Annotated in this window: 19 protein-coding genes and 1 pseudogene; 7 read left to right on the forward strand and 13 right to left on the reverse strand. The window is 61.0% G+C overall.

The window, feature by feature from the left end; all coding sequences use genetic code 11:
• Positions 1 to 52: 52 nt before the first annotated feature.
• On the forward strand, positions 53 to 1,567 hold the full coding sequence (glpK, locus tag U2H20_RS03075) for a glycerol kinase GlpK (protein ID WP_430593033.1): 1,515 nt from the start codon (positions 53 to 55) through the stop codon (positions 1,565 to 1,567).
• A 128-nt stretch (positions 1,568 to 1,695) separates the two neighbouring features.
• On the opposite strand, the pseudogene trpD reads toward glpK, so the two are convergent.
• A pseudogene (gene trpD, locus U2H20_RS03080) lies at positions 1,696 to 2,759 on the reverse strand (anthranilate phosphoribosyltransferase).
• A 74-nt stretch (positions 2,760 to 2,833) separates the two neighbouring features.
• Between trpD and ctaE the strand changes: the two are divergent.
• The 5 genes from ctaE to U2H20_RS03105 all read left to right on the forward strand — a co-directional run bounded on the left by ctaE (position 2,834) and on the right by U2H20_RS03105 (position 8,508).
• A complete protein-coding gene (gene ctaE, locus U2H20_RS03085) occupies positions 2,834 to 3,463 on the forward strand; it encodes an aa3-type cytochrome oxidase subunit III (RefSeq protein WP_430593034.1) in 630 nt (209 codons plus the stop codon).
• 12 nt (positions 3,464 to 3,475) lie between these two features.
• Complete coding sequence (gene qcrC / locus U2H20_RS03090; RefSeq protein WP_430593035.1) at positions 3,476 to 4,294, forward strand: cytochrome bc1 complex diheme cytochrome c subunit; 819 nt, start codon at positions 3,476 to 3,478, stop codon at positions 4,292 to 4,294.
• Positions 4,295 to 4,328: 34 nt separating this feature from the next.
• Positions 4,329 to 5,459, forward strand: a complete 1,131-nt coding sequence (gene qcrA, locus U2H20_RS03095; RefSeq protein WP_430593036.1) for a cytochrome bc1 complex Rieske iron-sulfur subunit — start codon at positions 4,329 to 4,331, stop codon at positions 5,457 to 5,459.
• Entirely contained in the window at positions 5,456 to 7,063 is a 1,608-nt protein-coding gene (qcrB, locus tag U2H20_RS03100) for a cytochrome bc1 complex cytochrome b subunit (RefSeq protein ID WP_430593037.1), read from the forward strand. The genes qcrA and qcrB overlap by 4 nt, the downstream gene beginning before the upstream one ends.
• 89 nt (positions 7,064 to 7,152) lie before the next feature.
• Positions 7,153 to 8,508 (forward strand): APC family permease, encoded by a 1,356-nt coding sequence (locus U2H20_RS03105; RefSeq protein WP_430593038.1) that lies wholly within the window; start codon positions 7,153 to 7,155, stop codon positions 8,506 to 8,508.
• 80 nt (positions 8,509 to 8,588) lie between these two features.
• On the opposite strand, the gene ctaF is transcribed toward U2H20_RS03105, so the two are convergent.
• The 5 genes from ctaF to U2H20_RS03130 all read right to left on the reverse strand — a co-directional run bounded on the left by ctaF (position 8,589) and on the right by U2H20_RS03130 (position 13,626).
• Positions 8,589 to 9,002, reverse strand: a complete 414-nt coding sequence (ctaF, locus tag U2H20_RS03110; protein WP_430593039.1) for an aa3-type cytochrome oxidase subunit IV — start codon at positions 9,000 to 9,002, stop codon at positions 8,589 to 8,591.
• 1 nt (position 9,003) lies between these two features.
• A complete protein-coding gene (ctaD, locus tag U2H20_RS03115) occupies positions 9,004 to 10,677 on the reverse strand; it encodes an aa3-type cytochrome oxidase subunit I (protein WP_430593586.1) in 1,674 nt (557 codons plus the stop codon).
• Positions 10,677 to 11,564, reverse strand: a complete 888-nt coding sequence (gene ctaC / locus U2H20_RS03120; protein ID WP_430593040.1) for an aa3-type cytochrome oxidase subunit II — start codon at positions 11,562 to 11,564, stop codon at positions 10,677 to 10,679. The genes ctaD and ctaC overlap by 1 nt, the downstream gene beginning before the upstream one ends.
• A 199-nt stretch (positions 11,565 to 11,763) precedes the next feature.
• Positions 11,764 to 12,153: a HesB/IscA family protein gene (locus tag U2H20_RS03125; protein WP_430593041.1), complete on the reverse strand. Its 390-nt coding sequence runs from the start codon at positions 12,151 to 12,153 to the stop codon at positions 11,764 to 11,766.
• A 75-nt stretch (positions 12,154 to 12,228) separates the two neighbouring features.
• Positions 12,229 to 13,626: a dipeptidase gene (locus U2H20_RS03130; RefSeq protein WP_430593042.1), complete on the reverse strand. Its 1,398-nt coding sequence runs from the start codon at positions 13,624 to 13,626 to the stop codon at positions 12,229 to 12,231.
• Between the two features lie 83 nt (positions 13,627 to 13,709).
• On the opposite strand from U2H20_RS03130, the gene U2H20_RS03135 reads away from it, so the two are divergent.
• On the forward strand, positions 13,710 to 14,291 hold the full coding sequence (locus tag U2H20_RS03135; protein ID WP_430593043.1) for a DUF3043 domain-containing protein: 582 nt from the start codon (positions 13,710 to 13,712) through the stop codon (positions 14,289 to 14,291).
• Positions 14,292 to 14,352: 61 nt separating this feature from the next.
• Here the strand turns inward: U2H20_RS03135 and U2H20_RS03140 are convergent, their stop codons facing one another.
• The 7 genes from U2H20_RS03140 to U2H20_RS03170 form a co-directional block, all read right to left on the reverse strand.
• Positions 14,353 to 15,393 carry a quinone-dependent dihydroorotate dehydrogenase gene (locus U2H20_RS03140; RefSeq protein ID WP_430593044.1) on the reverse strand — a complete coding sequence of 347 codons (1,041 nt, stop codon included), beginning with the start codon at positions 15,391 to 15,393 and terminating at the stop codon, positions 14,353 to 14,355.
• Positions 15,390 to 15,875 (reverse strand): transcriptional regulator NrdR, encoded by a 486-nt coding sequence (gene nrdR / locus U2H20_RS03145; RefSeq protein ID WP_430593045.1) that lies wholly within the window; start codon positions 15,873 to 15,875, stop codon positions 15,390 to 15,392. The genes U2H20_RS03140 and nrdR overlap by 4 nt, the downstream gene beginning before the upstream one ends.
• Positions 15,875 to 17,176, reverse strand: a complete 1,302-nt coding sequence (hisD, locus tag U2H20_RS03150; protein WP_430593046.1) for a histidinol dehydrogenase — start codon at positions 17,174 to 17,176, stop codon at positions 15,875 to 15,877. Before hisD ends, nrdR begins: the two co-directional genes overlap by 1 nt.
• Before the next feature lie 43 nt (positions 17,177 to 17,219).
• On the reverse strand, positions 17,220 to 20,678 hold the full coding sequence (dnaE, locus tag U2H20_RS03155) for a DNA polymerase III subunit alpha (protein ID WP_430593587.1): 3,459 nt from the start codon (positions 20,676 to 20,678) through the stop codon (positions 17,220 to 17,222).
• Positions 20,679 to 20,750: 72 nt separating this feature from the next.
• Positions 20,751 to 21,692 (reverse strand): RluA family pseudouridine synthase, encoded by a 942-nt coding sequence (locus tag U2H20_RS03160; RefSeq protein WP_430593047.1) that lies wholly within the window; start codon positions 21,690 to 21,692, stop codon positions 20,751 to 20,753.
• Entirely contained in the window at positions 21,692 to 22,294 is a 603-nt protein-coding gene (gene lspA / locus U2H20_RS03165; RefSeq protein ID WP_430593048.1) for a signal peptidase II, read from the reverse strand. Before lspA ends, U2H20_RS03160 begins: the two co-directional genes overlap by 1 nt.
• Before the next feature lie 74 nt (positions 22,295 to 22,368).
• Complete coding sequence (locus U2H20_RS03170; RefSeq protein WP_430593049.1) at positions 22,369 to 23,031, reverse strand: DivIVA domain-containing protein; 663 nt, start codon at positions 23,029 to 23,031, stop codon at positions 22,369 to 22,371.
• Between the last annotated feature and the right edge of the window lie 141 nt (positions 23,032 to 23,172).

The raw sequence follows: 23,172 nt of genomic DNA on the forward strand, positions 1-23,172 counted from the left end.
CCCGCCACACTAGTAATAGAGCACCATCCATCACCACAACAAAGGAGTACCGGTGAGCGAATACATCATCGCTATTGACCAGGGAACGACTTCGTCACGAGCCATCGTGTTCGATCACGCAGGCAGCGTCGTCTCAGTCGGTCAACTCGAACACGAACAGATCTTCCCGAAGGCCGGATGGGTCGAGCACGACCCGAAGGAAATCTGGAACAACACTCGCGAGGTCATTGGCCAAGCATTGTCGAAGGCCAACATCACTCGCCACGACATCAAGGCAGTCGGCATCACGAACCAGCGCGAGACCGCGGTCGTGTGGGACAAGAACACCGGCGAGCCCGTCTACAACGCAATCGTGTGGCAAGACACTCGTACACAGAAGATCGTCGACCGTCTCGCAGACGGCGACACCGACCGCTACAAGAAGAAGGTCGGACTCCCGCTGGCAACATACTTCTCGGGCACCAAGATCGTGTGGATCCTTGAGAACGTCGATGGCGCTCGCGAGAAGGCCGAAGCCGGCGACCTGCTGTTCGGAACGACCGACACCTGGGTGCTGTGGAACCTGACCGGCGGAGTCAACGGCGGTGTGCACGCAACCGACGTGACCAACGCTTCACGCACCCTGTTCATGGACCTGGAAACGCTCACCTGGGACGAGGAGATCCTGAAGGACTTCGGCGTTCCGGCCTCGATGCTCCCTGAGATTCGTTCCTCCTCCGAGGTGTACGGCCACGCAAGCGGCGAGAGCCTCCTCCGCGAAACTCCGATTGCCGGAATTCTCGGCGATCAGCAGGCCGCAACCTTCGGTCAGGCTGCATTCGACAAGGGCGAAGCGAAGAACACCTACGGAACCGGAAACTTCCTGATCTTCAACACGGGTGAAGAAATCGTCCACTCTGAGAATGGCTTGCTCACCACGGTCGGCTACAAGATCGGCGACGAGCCGACGCACTACGCACTCGAAGGCTCGATTGCAGTGACCGGCTCGCTGATTCAATGGCTGCGCGACAACCTCGGCATCATTAAGAACGCCCCCGAGGTCGAAGAGCTCGCCAAGACCGTCGACGATAACGGTGGCACCTACTTCGTTCCTGCGTTCTCGGGCCTCTTTGCACCGTACTGGCGTCCAGACGCTCGCGGCGCGCTCGTGGGAATGACCCGCTTCGTCAACAAGGGTCACATCGCGCGAGCTGCCCTCGAGGCAACGGCATTCCAGACCGCCGAGGTCGTCGACGCCGTGAACGCAGACTCAGGAGTGGACCTCACCGAGCTCAAGGTCGACGGCGGAATGATCGCGAACGATCTGCTCATGCAGTTCCAGGCCGACCTTCTCCAGGTTCCCGTGGTCCGCCCGGTCGTCGCAGAGACGACAGCACTCGGTGCTGCCTACGCAGCAGGTCTCGCGGTCGGATTCTGGGGCAACCTCGACGAGTTGCGTGAAAACTGGCAGGAAGACAGCCGCTGGACTCCGCAGATGGATCAAGCGGACCGTGACCGGACCTACCGCAACTGGAAGAAGGCCGTGCAGAAGACCCTCGACTGGGTCGACGACGACACCGACGCCTGAGCCAGCGAGCAGCGAATCAAGAGTTCGCAGCGAGTGGAGAACAGGGAGGGGCCCGGCGATCGCCGGGCCCCTCTTCGTTTCCTGAACAACGGCTTCGTTCCGCGTGGAAGAAGCCGTGCGCCGAGTCGCTATTCGACGCGAGCGTTTGCCGCCTTCTGCCATTGCGAGAGTTTCGCGCTCGCTGCGCCCGAGTCGATGACCGCTGCCGCACGATCCATCTGCGTGCGCAACCGTTCCTTCATCGTCAGGTCACCCTGTCGAGGTTCGCGGTGCAGCTCCCACGCCGCGAGTCCTGCGGCCGCGTTGAGCAGCACGATGTCACGCACCGGCCCCGTTTCACCCTCGAGCGTGCGGCGAAGCGTTGCTGCATTCTCAGCAGGAGATCCTCCCTCGAGATCAGCGATCGTCGCTTTGGCAAGGCCGAGCTCGCGAGGGTCGACATCGTGCTCGACGATGTCTCCACGTGAGATCTCCCAGAGCGTGCTGTGTGTCGTGGTCGTGAGTTCGTCGAGCCCGTCCTCGCCGCGGAATACGAATGCGGTCGCACCCCGTGTGGCGAAGACGCCCGAGATCTGTTCGACCATGACCCGATCGGCAACACCGACCGCGCTGACCTCAGGCCGGGCGGGATTACACAGCGGTCCGAGGAAATTGAAGACCGTTGGAATCGCGAGTTCCCGACGGACCTCGGCGGCGTGACGGAACCCGGGGTGGAACCGGGCAGCCCACACGAATGAGATACCCGCGTCTTCGAGCACGCGGGAAACCTGCGCCGGGGATTCGTCGTCCGGGATCACCCCGAGCTGACCGAGCACATCGGAAGCACCCGAGGCACTGGAAGCGGCGCGATTGCCATGTTTCAGGACGGGCACGCCGGCCGCAGCGCACACGATCGCGGCCGTTGTCGAAATGTTAACCGTCCGAAACGAGTCTCCCCGGTCCCGACGATGTCCAACGCGAGGGAGTTTGCATTCAGCGGAACCGCTGCATCAAGAATTGCATCGCGAAATCCGACGAGTTCGCCGACACTGACCTGCTTCGCCTGCAAAGCCACGAGGAATCCGGCGAGTTGCGCGTGACTCGCCCGGCCTTCCATGACTTCGCCCATCGCCCACGCCGCCTGGTCGATCGTCAAATCGGTGCGAGAAAGCAGAGTTTTGAGCACTTCGGGCCACGTTTGTAAAGGCTGCATACATCAAAGATAGCTTTGTCTGCCACACCCTCAGGTGCGCTTCGAACTCACAGAAAGTCAGTAGTATTGACCTCGTGTCCAGTTCAGCACTTTCTCAAGCGCGCGTAGCGCCATCGATCAAACGGCCGAACACCGTTGCCGTCGGAACAATCGTCTGGCTGAGCAGTGAAGTCATGTTCTTCGCTGGTCTCTTCGCGATCTATTTCACGCTCCGGTCAACCTCTGCCGACGTTTGGGCCGAAGAAACCGGCAAACTCAACGTGCTCTTTGCGACGATCAACACGATCATCCTGGTGCTCTCGAGTGTGACCTGTCAGATCGGAACCCACCACGCCGAGAACCTGCGTCCTCGACGCGTCGGCAAGGGCATCATGAACTGGGGAATGGTGGAGTGGTTCTACGTCACGTACATCATGGGCGCCATCTTCATCGTGTTGCAGATCTTCGAATACGCAGTGCTCGTCGCTGAAGGCGTCACGCTCTCCTCGAACGCATACGGTTCTGCCTTCTACATCACCACCGGATTCCACGGACTGCACGTTGCAGGTGGCCTCATCGCCTTCCTCCTCGTCATCGGCCGCTCCTACGCGGTGAAGAACTTCGGACACAAAGAAGCAACCAGCGCGATGGTCGTTTCCTACTACTGGCACTTTGTTGACGTGGTGTGGATCGGCCTGTACCTCGTTATCTACTGGCTCCGATAAGGCGGTTGATCCTTGGCACCTCAGAATTCAGCAGCGGCAATCCGTAAGGTCGGCCGTCGTCACCCGCTCGCGAACGTCGCGTTGCTCATCATCGGCTTGTTCGTCGCCGGTGGAGCCTACGCAGCAGTTGGCGCAGTCGCCAACGCGCAGAGCTCTTCGACCACGACGGTCGAATCCGCGCAGCAGCTCGATGACGGAAAGATCCTGTTCAACGCGAACTGCGCAACCTGCCACGGTCTCAACGCCGAAGGCACGCCAGACGGACCGAGCCTCCTCGGCACGGGCGCTGCGTCCGTCAACTTCCAGGTCATGACCGGCCGCATGCCGATGGCCTTCCAGGGCCCACAGGCCCAGGCTCGCGAGATCATGTTCACGCAGGCACAGTCCGACGCAATGGGTGTGTACATCCAGAATCTCGGTGGCGGCCCGGAGAAGCCAGCAGAGGAATACCTCGACCCCGCTGAGGGCGACCCTGCACTCGGTGGCGAGATCTTCCGCATTAACTGCGCAATGTGCCACAACGTTGCAGGTGCCGGTGGTTCACTCACTGAAGGAAAGTTCGCACCAGAGCTGCACAACATCGACCCGACGCACGTGTACGAGGCGATGCTGATCGGACCTCAGAACATGCCGAAGTTCAGCGATGCGAACATTTCGCCGGAACAGAAGCAGAACGTGATCGCGTACCTGAACTTCATTGATGAAAACCCGAGTGTGGGTGGATTCAACCTCGGCTCTCTCGGCCCGGTCTCTGAAGGTCTCTTCATCTGGATCTTCGGACTCGGCGGCATCGTGGCGATCACGGTGTGGCTGACCGCGAAGCCCGACTAATTTTTCAACACCCCTGAGCACAGAAAGGACGGGCATGGCTGCCGAAGAGCGCACCGACGCTGTCACGCATTCGTCGTCACACGACGAAGCCGCCGTCTCCTTGACCGATCGCGGTGCCGCGATCGTGCAGTCCGACGCACCGGTCAACCCGGGTTTCCCGCCGCACCGCACACGTCAGACCGATCTCGACGAAAAGGCTGACAAGCGCGCCGAGCGCGTTGTGTCGATCTGGTTCGTCCTGTCTGCGATTGGCTCGATCTTCGCGATCGTCGCCTACTTCGTCTGGCCGATCGAACCTGGCAACCTGGCATCGACGCGACTGAACAACCTGACCCTCGGTCTTGGTATTTCACTCGGACTGCTCGGTATCGGTATCGGTGCAGTGCACTGGGCGAAGCAGCTCATGAGCGATAAAGAGCTCGTCGAGTCGCGTCACCTCACCCGCGGGAGCGAAGAAACTCGCGCGAAGGCCGTTGAGGTTTTCCGCCTCGGAAACGAGGAGTCAGGCTTCAGCCGTCGCTCCGTGCTTCGCGGAACGCTGATCGGTGCACTCGCGCTCTTCCCACTGCCTGCGGTCGTCCTGTTCCGCGACCTCGCTCCGGCAGATGTCGATCCGGTCGACCTGCTGAGCGATACCCTCTGGCGCGCGAATGTTCGCCTGTGCCTCGACCCTTCCGGAATTCCGATCAAGGCTGAGGACGTCACGGTCAACGAGGCTTACCACGTAATCCCAGAAGGACTCTACGACGAGAGTCATTTTCTCGATGCCAAGGCGTTGAGTGTTGTCATGCTCGTTCGTCTCCGTGAGGACGAACTGCACGAAATGCCTGAACGTGCCGGCTGGTCGTATAAGGGAATCGTTGCCTACTCGAAGATCTGCACGCACGTCGGCTGCCCGGTTGCTCTCTATGAAGACCACACGCACCACCTGCTGTGCCCGTGCCACCAGTCGACCTTCGACGTCTCGCGTCACTGCGAAGTGATCTTCGGACCGGCGAAGCGCCCGCTCCCACAGCTGCCGATCGGCGTCGACGACGAGGGTTACCTCATTGCGACGAGCGGATTCACCGAGCCAATCGGCCCGAGCTTCTGGGAGCGACTCGGTCGCGTTGACGAAGACCACATTCCACTTTCCAAGGGCAACACTGACGGAGGCCGCGCATGAGCACTGCAACTGCAGCACGGCCGAGCAAACCGGCAGGGTTCACCGGAAAAGCGGCAAACTATATTGATGAGCGCACCAGCATTTCGGGTGCGGTCTCGTTTCTCGGTCGAAAGATCTTCCCCGACCACTGGTCGTTCATGCTCGGTGAAGTCGCGCTCTATAGCTTTATCGCGATTCTTCTCTCCGGTACCTTCCTGACGTTCTTCTTCGAACCGTCGATGGTGGAAGTTTCTTACGAGGGCTCGTACGCCCCGCTGAAGGGCATTCACATGTCGGCGGCCTATGCCTCGAGCCTCGACATCTCCTTCGATATCCGCGGTGGACTCCTGATGCGTCAGATCCACCACTGGGCAGCCTTGCTGTTCGTCGCAGCGATCGGTCTGCATATGCTCCGCGTGTTCTTCACCGGCGCATTCCGCAAGCCACGTGAGATCAACTGGGTCATCGGTTTTGTTCTCTTCATCCTCGCTATGGCTGAAGGCTTCACCGGCTACTCACTGCCCGACGACCTGCTCTCCGGAAACGGTCTCGCGATCATCAACGGCATGGTCAAGGGCATCCCTGTTATCGGCACCTGGATCGGCTTCCTGCTCTTCGGAGGAGCTTTCCCCGGCCTCGAGATCGTGCCGCGACTCTTCGTCCTGCACATCATGCTGCTGCCTGCGATCCTGATCGCGATGCTCGGCTTGCACCTCGTCTTGCTGCTCATCAACAAGCACACGCAGTTCGCTGGCCCGGGCCGCACCAACGACAACGTCGTCGGCGCACCGATCATGCCGGTGTTCGCAGCGAAGGCTGGTGGATTCTTCTTCCTCGTCTTCGGCGTGATCGCGTTGATCGCCTCGACCTTCACCGTGAACCCGATCTGGAACTACGGTCCGTACGACCCATCCCCTGTTTCGGCAGGTACACAACCCGACTGGTATATCGGCTTCGCCGACGGTGCCTTGCGATTGATACCTCCGCATCTCGAAACCGAGCTCTGGGGCATGACGTTCACCTGGTACATCATCATTCCGATGGCGATCCTCCTGGTGTTCATCCTGCTGGTGGCGATCTATCCGTTCATCGAAGCGTGGGTCACGGGCGACAAGCGCGAGCACCACATCCTCGACCGTCCGCGAAACGCTCCAACGCGTACCGCAATCGGTGCTGCCGGTGTGACGTTCTACGCAGTCATGTGGGCTGCTGCGAGCTCCGACCTCATCGCGACGCACTTCGAGCTGAGCCTGAACCAGGTCACGCACGCTTTGCAGGCGATGTGGGTCTTCGGCCCGATCGTTGCGTACATCCTGACCAAGCGCATCGCAATCGGCCTGCAGAAGAAGGATCGTGAGATCCTGCTGCACGGCTTCGAGTCCGGTCGAATCGTTCGGAAGCCAGGTGGCGAGTTCATCGAGGTCCACCAGCCTCTCGACGAGTATGAAGCCTTCCGCATCGCGAGCTTCGAGTCGTACGAACCCGTCAAGGTTCGTCCGAACGCGCAAGGCAAGATCACGGCGGGAACCCGCCTGCGCGCGGCAGTTACTCGTTGGTTCTTCGATGACCGGATCGCCCCGGTCACCAACAAGGAGATCGAAGCTGCAAAGCACGACGAGCACTAAATCGCTCTGACAAGAAGGCCCGGTGAATTTTTCACCGGGCCTTCTTCTTCGCTCGCCAACGCGTTACCTGAACTCGCTACGATCATCGGATGCCCCGAAACTTCCGACGGTTCCCGCAAGATCGTCAGCCTACTGATGCAGGGGCATCCGGCCCCGGCTCCCCCGCAACCCTGCAAAGAAGAATCGGGACCTTCGACGCGACGCTCATCGGACTCGGCTCAATGCTCGGTGCCGGCGTGTTCGCAGCCTTCACGCCTGCAGCTCAGGCTGCCGGCGACGGAATTCTGATCGCCCTATTGATCGCGGCGTGCGTCGCCCTCTGCAACGCGACGTCTACAGCGCAACTCGCCGCGCAGTACCCCTCCTCCGGTGGCACCTATCTCTATGGACGTCAACAACTCGGTCCATGGTGGGGCTACATAGCCGGCTGGGGTTTCGTCGTCGGCAAGACCGCAAGTGCGAGCGCGATCGCGCTGACGTTCGCCTGGGCCGTCGCTCCAGACGGTTGGGAACGACCTGTCGCAATCATCACCGTCATCACGCTCGCGTTCGCCAACTGGCGTGGAATCACACGAACAGCGCAATTGACGCGAATCCTGGTGGTACTCGTCGTCCTCTCACTCATGCTGAGCGTCCTCGCCAGTTGGGGCGGGACGCCGTTTGAACCGTTCGCCAGGCTGGCGCAATTCGATCCCCTCGCCAAAGGCTGGTACGGGATCCTGCAAGCATCCGGTCTGCTGTTCTTCGCGTTTGCCGGGTACGCACGAATCGCGACCCTCGGCGAAGAAGTCAAAAACCCGGAGCGGACGATTCCACGTGCGATCCTCGGCGCGCTCTCCCTTGCACTTCTGCTGGCTGCAGTCGTCGCCTTCACCCTGCTGACTACCCTCGGCTCGCTGGGTATCGCGCAGTGCCCTGCACCGCTCGTTACCGCAATCCAATTTGGCGAAGCTCCGGACTGGATGACCATGGTGCCTCGGATCGGCGCCGCAGTCGCTTCACTTGGAGCATTACTCGGTCTACTCGCTGGAATATCCCGAACAACACTCGCGATGGCACGCGAGCGCGACCTCCCGGCTCCCCTCGCGCGCATTCAAGCCAGTACGTCAACGCCATCCCTCGCCCTCCTCGTGATCACCGTCATCACCTGCGGTGTGCTCACCGTCGGTGACTTCACAGATGCGATCGGTTTCTCCTCGTTCGGAGTCCTGATCTACTACGCGATCACGAACGTCGCGGCCTTTACGCAGTCCGGAAGTGCACGTCGTTACCCGAGAATTGTCCAAGCAGCGGGACTGCTCTGCTGTCTCGCACTCATCGCGACGCTACCGCCCTCCTCGATCCTGCTCGGCTTCGGCGTATTTGCCGTAGGGATCGCGCTGCGCGTACTCCGGCTCGGTCTGCGTCGGCGCAGCGTGCGACGGTCCGGGTCAGGGCCCTCGTAGTTCACGTCAACTGAAGGAACTGCCATAAAACACGAAGAACGGCCCCAGGGGTTTCCCTGGGGCCGTTCTGCGTGCGGACGTTAGCGTCCGAAGTTTCCGCGGTAGTACTCGTACGTCCAACCAACGAGAGCGATCAACGTCACCGCAATACCAATTGGAGCGATGAAGATCGAAATCGCCAGTCCCATGACCAGAAGACTTGCTCCAGCCGCGAGAACGATTGGCCACCAGCTCCACGGGCTGAAGTGCCCGATCTCTGGGTCGGCGTCGTCGATGTCGGCGTCCATGTCCTCAGGAAGCACACCTTCCATCTCTTTGGTGACCGACTGCAGGTAGATACCAATGAAGACGCTCAGAATTCCCGAGAGACCGATCGCGAGCGAACCGACCCATTCGACCTCACCGTACTCAATGAGGTTCCAGATCGTGTACGCGGCCGCTGCGAGAACACAGAAGATCGCGAGGATCCAGAAAATCGCAATATTGGACTTCATGTCACTTCACCTTGCCTTCTGCGATGTCGAGCACGGGGCTGTCCGGCGCGTCCTTGAACGGACCGATTCCAGTCGGAATGCCGACCTCAGGGTGGTGCAGGTCGAACGCTGGCGACTCGCTCCGGATTCGAGGGATCGAAACGAAGTTGTGGCGCGGTGGCGGGCAGCTTGTCGCCCACTCGAGCGAACGGCCAGTGCCCCATGGGTCGTCGACCTCGACCTTTGGCGCAGTACGTGCCGTGATGTAGACGTTCCAGAGGAACGGCACCATCGAGAAGGCGAGTACGAACGCTCCGATCGTCGACAACTGGTTCATCCAGGTCACGCCATCTGATGGCACGTAGGTGTAGTACCGACGCGGCATACCGACGACACCGATCCAGTGCTGAACGAGGAAGGTGAGGTGGAACCCGATGAACAGGAACCAGAAGTGCACGTGACCGAGACGGTCGTTGAGCATCTTGCCGGTCCACTTCGGCCACCAGAAGTAGAAGCCTGCGAACATCGCGAAGACCACGGTTCCGAACACGACGTAGTGGAAGTGCGCAACCACGAAGTACGTGTCAGAGATGTGGAAGTCGAGCGGAGGCGATGCCAGGATCACACCGGTCAGACCACCGAAGACGAAGGTGATCAAGAACCCGAGCGACCAGAGCATGGGCGATTCCCAGGTAATTGATCCTCGCCACATCGTTCCGATCCAGTTGAAGATCTTCACGCCCGTCGGCACCGCGATGAGCATCGTCATCAACGCGAACCATGGAAGGAGCACCGTGCCCGTGACGTACATGTGGTGCGCCCACACCGTCACCGACAATGCGGCAATCGCAATGGTCGCGCCGACCAGAGTCTTGTAGCCGAAGATCGGCTTTCGGCTGAAGACCGGGAGGATCTCAGAGATGATTCCGAAGAACGGCAACGCAATGATGTAGACCTCGGGGTGACCGAAGAACCAGAACAGGTGTTGCCAGAGAATCACTCCGCCATTGGCAGGATCGAAGATGTGCGCGTCATAGAGACGGTCCGCCGCGAGGCCGAAGAGCGCAGCTGCAAGCACCGGGAACGCCATGAGCACCAGGATCGAGGTGACCAGAATGTTCCAGGAGAAGATCGACATGCGCCACATCGTCATACCTGGAGCGCGCATGGTGATGATCGTCGTAATGAAGTTCACCGCACCGAGGATCGTTCCGAACCCGGAGATTCCGAGGCCGAGGACCCAGAGGTTGCCCCCCACCCCGGGTGAGAACGCCGTATCCGACAGCGGCGCGTACGCGAACCATCCGAACGAGGCAGCACCCTGTGGGGTCAGGAATCCGGCGACAGCGATCAGCGAACCGAAGGAGTACAGCCAGTAGGCGAACGCGTTCAACCGCGGGAACGCGACGTCCGGAGCACCGATGTGCAGCGGCAGCAGTGCGTTCGCGAATCCAGCGAACAATGGGGTCGCGAACATGAGCAGCATGATCGTGCCGTGCATGGTGAAGAGCTGGTTGTACTGCTCTTTCGTCGGAATCAGTTCGAGACCCGGGGCGAACAACTGTGCGCGAATGAGCAGGGCCATCACTCCACCGAGGCAGAAGTAGATGAACGAGCTGATCAGATACATGTATCCGATCGTTTTGTGGTCAGTCGAGGTGATCCAGCTGACGAGGACGTTGCCCTTTTTCGACATCATTCTCCGCTTTCTTCAGTGATCGGCGCTGGGGTCGGGTCCGTCTTCGGAACCGGGTTGTACTGCTCGCCGATGTCGCCGACATTGCCGTCGTCTTCGAGCGAGAGCAAGTACGCGTCGTACTCCTCAGGGGAAACCACTTCTACTTCGAACAGCATCATCGAGTGGTACTCACCGCAGTACTCAGCGCACTTTCCGGTGAAGGTTCCTTCGATGTCGCCCGTTTCGAAGTACATGACGTTGTGCACGCCAGGAAGCATGTCCTTCTTATAGAGGAACTCGACGATCCAGAATGAGTGCGCAACGTCGCGCGACTCGAGGTTGATCTGGATGGATGAGTTCGAAGGCAGGTACAGCTTCGGAATCTGCTCGGAGTCGTACTCACCATTGGTTTCCGTGTTGATTCCCTGAGCCTGGATGCTCTGGAAGTACACGGGCTCCTGGCCGTCGCGCTCGTAGACGAAGTCCCACGCCCAGCGCTTGCCGTAGACAGTGATTTCTGCGTCGGGGTTCTCGATCGGAGCTTCGATCGCAGCCTGGTCACGCGCGGTGAAGGCGAAGAAGCCGAACACGAGAATCAGCGGCACGATCGTGAAGAAGATCTCGATCGGGAGGTTGTAGCGGAGCTGCGTTGGGAACCCGGTCTGGCCCTTCCGACGACGGTAGGCGATGCCTGCCCAGATCATCAGAGACCAGGTAATGAGTCCAACAATGAGAAGCACGATCCACGAAGTCACCCACAAGCCCATGATGCGATCAACATGGTTCGTGAGGCCGGGCTCGCTGGGCATCCAGCCCTGAAGTTGCTGCTGACTACAGCCAGCGAGCGTCAGAGCGAGAACTCCGATGAGGGGGATCGCTATCCAACGGGATCGTCGAGTGCGCAAGGGTCATTCCTTTGAATTCGGACTGAAGGTGCAGCCTCAATCCTACATCGCTGTGGGCGAACTGAGTGCCGCATCGCCGTTGCCTATTCCGCTCGGCAGACGATATGCAAAGAGGCCGACTCCCCCGGCTTTCCGGGGCAATCGGCCTCTCCCATGTCGAATTCAGCGGGAATCCCCGTGAAAGTCGACATCAAATCGTTTAACTAAAGCTGTCACCGCATGCGCAGGAACCGCCAGCATTCGGGTTGTCGAGCGTGAAGCCCTGCGACTGGATGGTGTCCTGGAAGTCGACGGTCGCGCCGTCGAGATACGGAATGCTCATCTTGTCGATAATGACCTCGACGCCGCCGAAGTCGCGCGTGGCGTCTCCGTCGAGAACTCGCTCGTCGAAGTACAGCTGATAGATGAGGCCCGAGCATCCGCCCGGCTGCACTGCGACTCGGAGGCGCAGGTCGTCTCGCCCCTCCTGATCGAGCAGGCGACGAACCTTGTCGGCCGCAGCATCGGTCAACAGCACTCCGTGCTCAGCAGTGGCAACACTGGTGTTCGTGGTCTCGGCGATACCGGGAGCCGTCGTTGTGTCTGTCATAGCTTCTTCTCTCTCCTCGCTCTTTAGGGAAACAGCGATCGTTCCCAGCGTATTCCCTGATCGTTCGGGCGTCGACTATTCGGCCGACTCGCGCTCATTGAGCCGAGCGAGCAGAAGCGCCTCACTGAGAATCGCTTTCTCGAAAACACCAAGGTGCTGGGATTCATTCGGGCTGTGGGCCATCGTTCCGGGGTCTTCAACTCCGGTCACGAGAATCTGCGCCTTCGGGAACTTTTCAACCAGTTCCGAGATGAACGGAATCGATCCGCCGATCCCGGCCTCGACTGCTTCGTTCCCCCACGCGTCCGTCATTGCGCGTTTTGCTTCGTCAACCGCCCACGCACTCGTGTCAACCAGGAAGGGGTCGCCCTGGTCGACATCCGTAATGCTCAGGTGCGAACCGAACGCCGCGTTGGCATGAAGGTGCTGCTCAATTGCCGCGAACGCTGCTGCCGAAGACTGTCCGGGTGCGATTCTCGTGCTGATCCGCACGGAGACCTCAGGCAGGATCGTGTTCGAGGCTTTCGCCACACTCGGCGCGTCGATTCCTGTCACGGTGATTGCGGGACGGAACCACAAACGCTCGAGCACGGGGCCCTCACCAACGAGCGACACGCCCTCCAGCAGACCGGCCTCTTCCCGGAGCGCCGTTTCATCGCCCTCAGGGGTGCGCGCATCATGCGTCGTCAAGCCGGGCACCGCAGCACTGCCGTCTTCGTTCCACAGCGTCGAGAGCAACTTGACGGTTGCGAGCATCGCGTCCGGAACCGCGCCACCGTACATCCCTGAGTGGCTTGCGTGTTCAAGCGTGCGCACCGTGAGTTTGAACGTGACGTTACCCCGGAGGGCAACGGTCAACGAGGGGATCTCCGTGCTCCAGTTGTCACTGTCGGCAACGACGATGACGTCGGCCTCGAGCTCAGCGGCGTGCCGTTCGAGGAAGTTCGAGAACGAGCGGGAGCCGAACTCTTCTTCTCCCTCGATGAAGAGCGCGATACCCAGATCTGGGTCGGCATCGACTGCGAGCAGCGCTCGGATCGCGGCGATGTGCGTCATGACGCCGGCTTTGTCATCCGAGGCGCCTCGGCCGTACAGCCGCCCGTCGCGCAGCGTCGGTTCGAACGGAGGTGAATTCCAGAGGGCCTCGTCGCCCCACGGCTGCACATCGTGGTGCGCGTAGAGCAGTACGGTTGGCTTCCCGTTCCGTGCTGGACGCTTTGCGAGGATCGCCGGGGCACCGGTCGTCTCGTCATCGATGGCGACGCGCTCGACACGCACGTTCTCGAAAATACCCAAGGACCGGACGTGCTCAGCGACCGCCGCAGCGCTTGCCTCGACGTGCTTCGGGTCGAAGGCCGGCCAAGAAACACTGGGAATCTTCACGAGTTCCGAAAGCTCTGCCACCGATTGTGCGAAGCGATCGGCAACGGCGGCTCGGAGGGTTTGCGTGAGGGTGTCGTCTGCGTTGGTCATGCTGCGAGTCTAAGGTTTCTCGCGCGACACAGAATCGTACGAGCCGGTATCCTGGAGTCATACTTCGAAAGGCAAGGACACTCGTGCCCCTCTTCAACCGCTCAAAGCAAGCCACCGACACGCAGGCGACGACGCCTGAAGTGCAGGTCGTCGGCAAGAAGTCGACGCCAACGCCAAAGCGCAGCGAACAGGTTGCGAAACTTCGCCAGCCCCTGGTTCCCGCTGACCGCAAGCAAGCCCAGAAGGACGCTCGCTCGCAGATGTCGCAGCTTCGCGCTGAACAGCGCGCCGGCATGGAAGCAGGCGTCGAGAAGTACCTCCCGATGCGTGATCGCGGTCCCGTTCGCAAATACGTCCGTGACTACGTTGATGCTCGAATCTCTCCCGGTGAGATCATGATTCCGGTCATGGTCGTCGTCATCCTGATCCAGATGCTGAACTCCCCCGCCGCCAACGTCGCAGCGACCGGACTCCTCTTCGGATTCCTCGGGCTCACGATCATCGACAGTTTCTACATGCGTGTCGTGTTGAAGCGTCGTATCAACGCTCGCTTCGGCGAAGGAAAGACGAAGGGCGTCCAGCTCTACGCAACGATGCGGTCCGCACAGATGCGTTTCATGCGGATCCCGAAGCCGACGAACAAGCGGTTCCAGTTCCCCGAATAACCGAAGTTCTTCATCGAAGCGCCCTCTCTGACGAACGAGAGGGCGCTTCGACGTAGAAAAGCTAGTTCGCAGCTCGCTTGCGTGCTCGGAGCACCGATGCGACGCGCGCGTTCACCGTTCGTGCCCATTGCGGGCCCTCGTACACGAATGCGGTGTAACCCTGCACGAGGTCAGCGCCCTCGTCGAGCCGCACGAGAACGTCATCGCCAGTCGCGACCCCGCCGACAGCGATCACGGCGAATTCACTCGGTACGACTTTTCGCACGTGCTGCAAGATCGCGAGCGAGCGAGCACGCAGCGGTTCGCCCGAAAGCCCTCCGGCGCCCGCAGCCGCGATCTCTTCCGGAAGGCTCCGAAGCCCGTCTCGTGCAATCGTTGTATTCGTCGCGATGATGCCGGAAAGCCCGGAATCCACTGCGAGACCAGCGATCGCCTCGATGTGTTCGAGCTCGAGATCGGGCGCGATCTTGACGAGCACGGGAGTGTTTCCAGCGCGTTCCTGCACCGCCTGGAGCAATGGCGCAAGGCTTTCGAGTTCTTGCAGGCCACGCAGACCCGGGGTGTTCGGGCTCGAGACGTTGATCGCGAGGTAATCGGCAAGCGGAGCGAGGAGCGTCGCGCTCTCCACGTAGTCGCTCACCGCGTCATCGACTTCAACGACCCTGCTCTTCCCGATGTTGACCCCGATCACCGGGCGTGAGCGCTGGCGGCGAAGCATCTGGAGTTGGCGGGCTGCCGCTTCGGCGCCTGCGTTGTTGAAGCCCATCCGGTTGATCAGCGCACGGTCTTCGACGAGACGGAAAAGACGTGGTCGATCATTGCCCGGTTGCGGGCGAGCAGTCACCGTTCCGATTTCGACGTGACCGAAGCCGAGCGCACCGAGTCCTGTGACGTGTGCAGCGTTCTTATCGAATCCCGCGGCCAGGCCGAACGGTGTCGGGAACTCGCGACCGAGCGCACGAGTCTTCAGGATCGGATCGGTCCGGACACCCGGGCGAACACGACCGATCGCATCGACGGCCACCATCGCGAGTGCGTGCGCTGATTCAGGATCGAGTCGACGGAGCACGTTCGAAAACAGTGCTTCGTAAGCGCGGCTCATTCGCCACTCCGATCGTGACGGCTGGAAGCGTTCGCCCGTGCGTTCTCGCGAAGCACTCGAATCGAAGCTTCGAAGTCTTCGAGCGACTCGAACGCTTGATAGACGCTCGCAAATCGCAGGTACGCGACTTCGTCGAGCTCCTGAAGCGGGGGCAGCACTGCGAGCCCGATGTCATTCGCATCGATCTGACTCTGCCCGGACTGACGCACGGTCTCTTCGACCTGTTGTGCAACGAGCGCGAGATCGGCGTCGGTCACAGGCCTGCCTTGACAGGCTTTTCGCACACCGGCGATGACTTTCTCACGACTGAACGGTTCGAGCACTCCGTTGCGTTTCACGACGGCGAGACTCGCTGTTTCCGTCGTCGTGAAACGACGACCACATTCTGGACACTGTCGACGACGTCGGATCGAGAGTCCGTCATCGCTCGTTCGCGAATCGACGACTCGCGAGTCAGGATGGCGACAGAAGGGGCAAAACACTAGTTCTCATCCTTTGTGAAACGCGCATCGACGGCGTCGCCGTGCGCTGGAAGGTTTTCTGCGTTCGACAGCGTGCGAATGGTCGCTTGCACCTCGCGGAGCGCCGCGTTCGAGTAACGAACCACCTGCTGCGGACGGAGGAATGTGGCCGCCGAGAGTCCTGAGCCGAAACGCGCAACGCCACCGGTTGGGAGCACGTGGTTGGATCCCGCGGCATAGTCACCGAGACTCACAGGAGAATTCTCGCCGAGGAAGATCGCACCCGCGCTCGTAATGCGCCGCAGGATCGCCTCGGGGTCCTGCGTAATGATCTCGAGGTGTTCGGGTGCGTACCGATTGCTGATGACCGCCGCATCTTCAAGTGAATCGACGAGCACGAGCGCCGACTGCTCACCAGCGAGCGAAATTCCGACTCGCTCTGCATGGTGTGTTCTCGCGGAGAGCTCTTCGAGTTCGCGCGCAACGGATTCGATGAGCGCTCCGCTATCGGTGACGAGGATCGCGCTCGCGAGCTCGTCGTGCTCTGCTTGACTGACGAGGTCTGCTGCCACGGTGGTGGGGTTGGCCGATGCATCGGCGATGATCAGGATTTCTGTCGGACCAGCCTCGGCGTCGATTCCCACTTTTCCGGCCACTGCACGCTTTGCAGCAGCAACGAAAACGTTGCCGGGACCGGTGACTGCATCAACGGGTGCGACAAGACCTGGAACACCGTACGCGAGCGCGCCGATCGCCCCTGCTCCCCCAGCGACGAGCACTTCGGTGACTCCGAGCAGCGCACATGCCGCGAGCACCGTACTGTTGGGACGGCCATGCTCGTGTGATTGCGCAGGCGTCGCGACGACGATGCTCTGGACTCCGGCTGCTTGTGCCGCGACGACGTTCATGACCACGCTCGATGGATACACGGCCTTGCCGCCGGGAACGTACAGGCCGACTCGCTCTACTGGCTGCCAGCGCTGCTCGACCGTCGCGCCTGGGGCGATCTCTGTCGTGATCGGCGGAGGGACTGCGGCAGCACTCGCCGTGCGCACACGAGCAATCGCGACTTCGAGCGCGGCGCGGACCTCGGGTGCGAGCGCAGCGAGGGCGGCGGAGAGTTCTTCCGCGCTCACTCGCAGCGAGGGCGGGCGGATTCCGTCGAACTGTTCGGCCTGCGAATACAGCGCATCTCCACCGTGCTCGCGGACCGCCGAAATGAGGGCGGTGGCGGCGTCGAGTGCGTCCGCGACTTCAACGGATGCTCGAGGAAGGGTAAAGCCCTGGATGTCCTGCGCACGCAGGTCAATTCGCTGGATCATGATGTTCCAATCGTACGCTGTGGGTGGCTCCGCGAGGTTCGCGCTACCCGAGCGCCGAGTGCCCGAGCGTGCTCTTCAATTCACCGAAGAACGCCGAGGAAACACTCACCGTCTGAGGAACCCGGAATACTCGGACGCTGCCTGGCCGTTGCAAGCGAATGCGCACCTCGGTCGTGCCGCTGTGCCGCTCCAGAAGACCAGCGAGCAATTGCACTCGCTCCACGGTCGCCGCTCGCTCGTGCAGGGTGATCTCAAGTGGCTTCGATTCGTCGATCGGTGCAATGTCAGGCAGGTCGATCGAGTTCGCGTGCAGGTTCATGCCGTCGTCGCGCATGCTGACACGGCCGCGGACCGACACGATTGCGTCGTTCGTGACGAGCGCACCGAACTCGGTATACGAGCGCCCGAGCAGCATGACCGTGATCTCACCACCGAAGTCTTCGACAGTGAACAGGCCGTACGGGTTTCCACTGTTTCTGGCGACTCGATGCTGCACGCTCGTCACGAGTCCGGCAATCGTGACGGTCTCGCCGTCCTTCATGTCCTCGTTGCCGAGCAGATCCGCGATCGAAGTGCTCGCATATCGTGCGAGTCCGGACTCGAGCCCGGCGAGCGGGTGGTCCGAGACATAGAGGCCGAGCATCTCTCGTTCGAACGCCAGCTTGTCGCGTTTGTTCCACTCCGGGCGCACGGGAACCTGGTCGGCATCGTCTTCGTCAGCGAAAAGGTCACCGAACAAGTCGACCTGCCCGTGGGCCTCATTGCGCTTGATCGACACCGCGGCATCGATCGCGTCTTCGTGGATTTCGAGCATCGCTCGGCGAGTTGCGCCCATCGAATCGAAGGCGCCGGCCTTGATGAGCGATTCGATCGTCCGCTTGTTCGTTGCTGCGATCGGAACCTGCTTGAGGTAGTCGTGGAACGAGGAGAAGGCCCCGGTCTTCTCGCGAGTCTTCACGATGTGATCGACGACATTCATTCCGACGTTACGAACGGCCCCCATGCCGAATCGGATGTCGTCACCGACTGCCGCGAAGAAGCCGATCGACTCGTTGACATCGGGTGGGAGCACCACGATCCCCATGCGCCGGCACTCGGCGAGGTAGATCGCCATCTTGTCCTTCGAGTCGCCGACGCTCGTGAGCAGCGCCGCCATGTACTCCGCGGGGTAATGCGCCTTCAAGTAGGCGGTCCAGTACGAGATCACACCGTAGGCAGCAGAGTGCGCCTTGTTGAACGCGTAATCCGAGAACGGCAGCAGGATGTCCCACAGGGTTTTCACCGCGGCGTCAGAGAACCCGTTCTTGTGCATTCCGGCTTCGAAGCCCGCGAACTGCTTGTCGAGCTCGGATTTCTTCTTCTTGCCCATGGCACGCCGCAGAATGTCTGCTTCGCCGAGCGAGAACCCCGCAACCTTCTGCGCGATCGCCATGACCTGCTCTTGGTAGATGATCAGGCCGTAGGAGGTCGACAGAATCTCGTCGAGCACTTCAGCGAGCTCTGGATGAATCGGCGTGATCGGCTGCTGATTGTTCTTCCGCAGTGCGTAGTTGATATGCGAGTTCGCACCCATGGGGCCCGGACGGTACAGCGCGATCAACGCGGAGATGTCTTCGAAGTTGTCGGGCTTCATGAGCCGGAGCAGGCTGCGCATCGGCCCGCCGTCGAGCTGGAACACGCCGAGGGAATCGCCTCGTGAGAGCAACTGGTATGCCTGCTCATCGTCGTACGCGAGCTCTTCGAGCACTGGACGAACACCACGGTTGGACTCGATATTGTCGAGCGCATCATCGATGATCGTGAGGTTTCGAAGCCCGAGGAAGTCCATCTTGATCAGACCGAGCGACTCACACGCCGGGTAATCGAACTGCGTGACGATCTGGCCGTCTTGCTCGCGCTTCATGATCGGGATGATGTCGATGAGCGGTTCGCTCGACATGATCACACCGGCAGCGTGCACGCCCCACTGCCGCTTCAGGTTCTCGAGTCCCTCCGCGGTCTCGAACACCGTTCGAGCCTCGGGGTCGGTCTCGATGACGGCGCGGATGTCACCGGCCTCTTTATACCGAGGGTGGTCCTTATCGAAAATGCCGCTGAGGGGGATGTCCTTACCCATGACAGGTGGCGGCATCGCCTTGGTGAGCTTCTCGCCCATTCCGTACGCGAAACCGAGCACTCGGCTCGAGTCCTTCAAGGCTTGCTTTGCCTTGATCGTTCCGTAGGTGACGATCTGCGCGACTCGCTCGTCGCCGTACTTTTCTGTGACGTAGCGAATGACCTCGCCGCGGCGACGCTCGTCGAAGTCGACGTCGAAGTCGGGCATCGAAACACGGTCAGGGTTCAAGAACCGCTCGAAGATCAGCCCGTGCTGCAGCGGGTCGAGGTCGGTGATTCGCATCGCGTAGGCCGCCATCGAACCCGCACCGGAACCACGACCGGGACCGACGCGAATGCCGTTGTCCTTGGCCCAGGTGATGAAGTCGGCGACGACGAGGAAGTAGCCGGGGAATCCCATCGACAAGATCACACCGGTTTCGAAGTCCGCCTGAGCCTGCACCGCATCTGGAATGCCGCCCGGGTACCGGATCTCGAGGCCCGCCTGGACCTCCTTTTTGAACCAGCTCGACTCGGTCTCGCCCTCCGGGACCGGGAAGCGGGGCATGTAGTTGGCGGCGGTGTCGAACTGCACATCGCAGCGCTCCGCAATGAGGAGGGTGGAATCGCAGGCTTCCGGGTGATCCCGGAAGACATGGCGCATTTCTGCCGCGGTCTTGAGATAGAACTCGTCGGCATCGAACTTGAAACGCTTCGGGTCGTTCAGCGTCGACCCGGACTGCACGCACAACAGTGCGGCGTGGCTCTTCGCGTCATGCGAGTGCGTGTAGTGCAGATCGTTCGTCGCGACCAGAGGAATTCCGAGTTCCTTTGAGATCTTGATGAGGTCGCCCATGACGCGACGCTCGATTCCGAGGCCGTGGTCCATGAGCTCGACGAAGTAGTTCTCTTTTCCGAACAGGTCACGGAATTCCGCAGCGGCCGCTCGAGCTTTGTCGTACTGGCCGAGTCGCAACCGCGTCTGCACTTCTCCCGAGGGGCAGCCGGTCGTTGCAATGACACCCTTCGAGTACTTCGCGAGAATCTCACGGTCCATGCGTGGCTTGAAGTAATAGCCCTCGGTCGAGGCGAGTGAGGACAGACGGAACAGATTGTGCATGCCCTCGGTCGTTTCCGAGAGCAATGTCATGTGCGTATAGGCGCCGGATCCGGAGACGTCATCGTCGCCACCGTCGCTCCACTTCACTCGAGTGCGATCACTGCGGTGAGTGCCAGGGGTCACGTAAGCCTCGACGCCGATGATCGGCTTGATTCCCGCGCTCGTCGCGGTGCGCCAGAAATCGAAGGCACCGAACATATTGCCGTGGTCAGTGACAGCGATTGCGGGCATCTCCTGCGCGACAGCCGCTTCGATCAGCGGCCCGACTCGTGCTGCTCCGTCGAGCATTGAGTACTCAGAGTGGACGTGCAAATGCGCGAATGAATCAGCCAATCAGTGCTCCCGGGGTCACCGACTATTCTACGGCGAACCAGAGACGTGCGTTCCTTCGGTGAGGATCTTCAGTGCGTTGTTCAGGTCGTCCGGGTACTCCGAAGCGAACTCCACATAGGCACCAGTCGCGGGGTGCGCGAAGCCGAGTCGCATGGCGTGCAGCCACTGCCGAGAAAGCCCGAGACGCTCGGCGAGCACCGGATCCGCGCCATACATCGTGTCGCCAAGACATGGGTGTCGCTGGGCCGACATGTGCACTCGAATCTGGTGCGTGCGACCTGTTTCGAGTTCGATCTCGAGCAGGCTCGCGGAGCGAAACGCTTCGATTGCCTCGTAATGCGTGACGGCGTGTTTGCCGTTCGCGGTGACCGCGAATCGCCATTCGTGCCCAGGGTGACGGCCGATCGGTGCGTCGATCGTTCCTCGCAGCGGATCTGGATGCCCCTGCACCGCCGCGTGATAGATCTTCGTGACCTCGCGGTCGTGAAACGCCGCCTTCAGCGACTGGTAGGCGCGGTCGCTCTTCGCCACCACCATGAGGCCGCTGGTCCCGGCGTCGAGACGGTGCACAATGCCATTGCGCTCAGCAGGACCCATCGTGGACACCTGGTAGCCGGCGCCCGCGAGAGCGCCGAGCACCGTCGGCCCCGTCCAACCCAGACTCGGGTGGGCCGCGACGCCAATGGGCTTGTCGATGACGATGATGTCGTCATCGTCGTGCACGATCTTCATCGATGGCAACTCGACGGGTTCGACGACCGGCTCGCGAGGGGGTGACCAGGAGAACTCAAGCCATGCGCCGGAACGGAGTCGATCGGACTTTGCGAGCTGGGTTCCGTCCTGAAGCAGACCACCCGCGACAATCGCGTCCTGCACCGCGGTCCGAGAGAGACCGAGCATGCGAGAAAGACCAGCGTCGGCTCGTTGGCCGTCAAGCCCGTCCGGGACTGGAAGCGCGCGATGTTCCATTACGTGGCGCTCCGCGGTGTACCCGGCTCGTCATCGCCATGCTCAGCGACAGAGCCTGCTTCAGCGACGTCCTGAGCAGGCTCAGCGTGCGATCCTGCATTTGCGTCGCTCTCGGTGTCGACCGATCCAGGAGCGTCCGTCTGCTCATCGTCTTCGTCGGTGTTTCGAGTACCGTCGAGCCCGATTCCACGGAAAACGAGCAGCACGATGATGCCCATCGCAACACAGATCGCGCTGTCTGCAATGTTGAAAATCGCCGGGAATCCACCAACGTGGATGAAGTCGATCACGTGCCCTTCGAACGCACCCGGCTCACGGAAGATGCGGTCGTACAGGTTGCCGAGAACGCCACCGAGCAGCAGACCGAAACCGAGCGCCCACGCCCAATAGTGAATCTTGTGCGCTTGGCTCACGATGACGACCACGACAATGAGCGCGAGAATCGTGAGGATCCAGGTCAGCCCGCTCGCAATCGAGAAGGCAGCGCCGGGATTGCGCACGAACGTGAACTGCAGCACCTCGCCAAGGATCGGTACGGACTGCCCAGGTGGGAGGTTCGCGATGACCCACTCTTTCGAGAGGAAATCCGCGGTCCAAAACACCGCAGCGGTAAGAAAAAGCGCTCCGAGCGCGCGTGGGGAACACGCGGCGCGGAGCGCTTCTCTGGTGCAGTCACCTAGTTCTGGTTGCTCGAGCCGCCAAAGGCAAGCGACGAGGAACGGTCGAGGTCACGCAACTGGCTTTCGATGTAGCCACGGAGCTTGAGACGGTAATCGCGCTCGAAGGTCTTGAGTTCGTCGATACGCGCCTCAAGTTCTGCCTTCTGCTTTTCGAAGTTCTCGAGCTGTTCTTTGTGACGCGCCTCGGCGGTCACGGTGATCTCGTGAGCCTTCGACTCTGCCTCGTTGATGAGCTCATCGCGACGGTCAACGCCCTCTTGGACGTGCTCGTCGTGCAGACGACGGGCGAGCGCGAGCAGGCTGCTCGCACCGGCGTCGTCCTGGTTTGCTTCTGGAGCAGCAGGAGCGGCCTGTGCTGCCGCTTCTTCAGCAGCTGGCGCCTCGTCAACGACGACCGTGTCGACCGCGACGGTCGCAGGAGCCGACGATGCAGCATTGCTCTCGAGCTCGGCGATCTTCGCCTTGAGCTCCGCGTTCTCGGCTGCGAGTGCGTCGCGCTCGCCGATGAGCGGGTGCACAAGGTCGGTCAGGATCTCGTCGAGGTAGTCCTCGACTTCGCTCTGGAGGTACCCCTCGCTGAAACGCGCGGGAGAGAACGTCTTGCTGACGATGTCTTCTGGCGTGATCTTTGTCTTCGAGCCATCTGGAGTGAGATCCATAGCTTGCCTTTCGTTCAAAACCTTGACCGCGTTCACCGCGGAGGAGCGAATCTCGCGTGCGGTACTCAATGATCGTAGTGTGTTGCGGCCTCATGACCATCATCGACGCGCGAAAAAATGGCAGTGACCGAGTGGGGTACG

The organism is Humidisolicoccus flavus (genome assembly GCF_045689595.1).
Taxonomy (GTDB): Bacteria; Actinomycetota; Actinomycetes; order Actinomycetales; family Microbacteriaceae; genus Humidisolicoccus; species Humidisolicoccus flavus.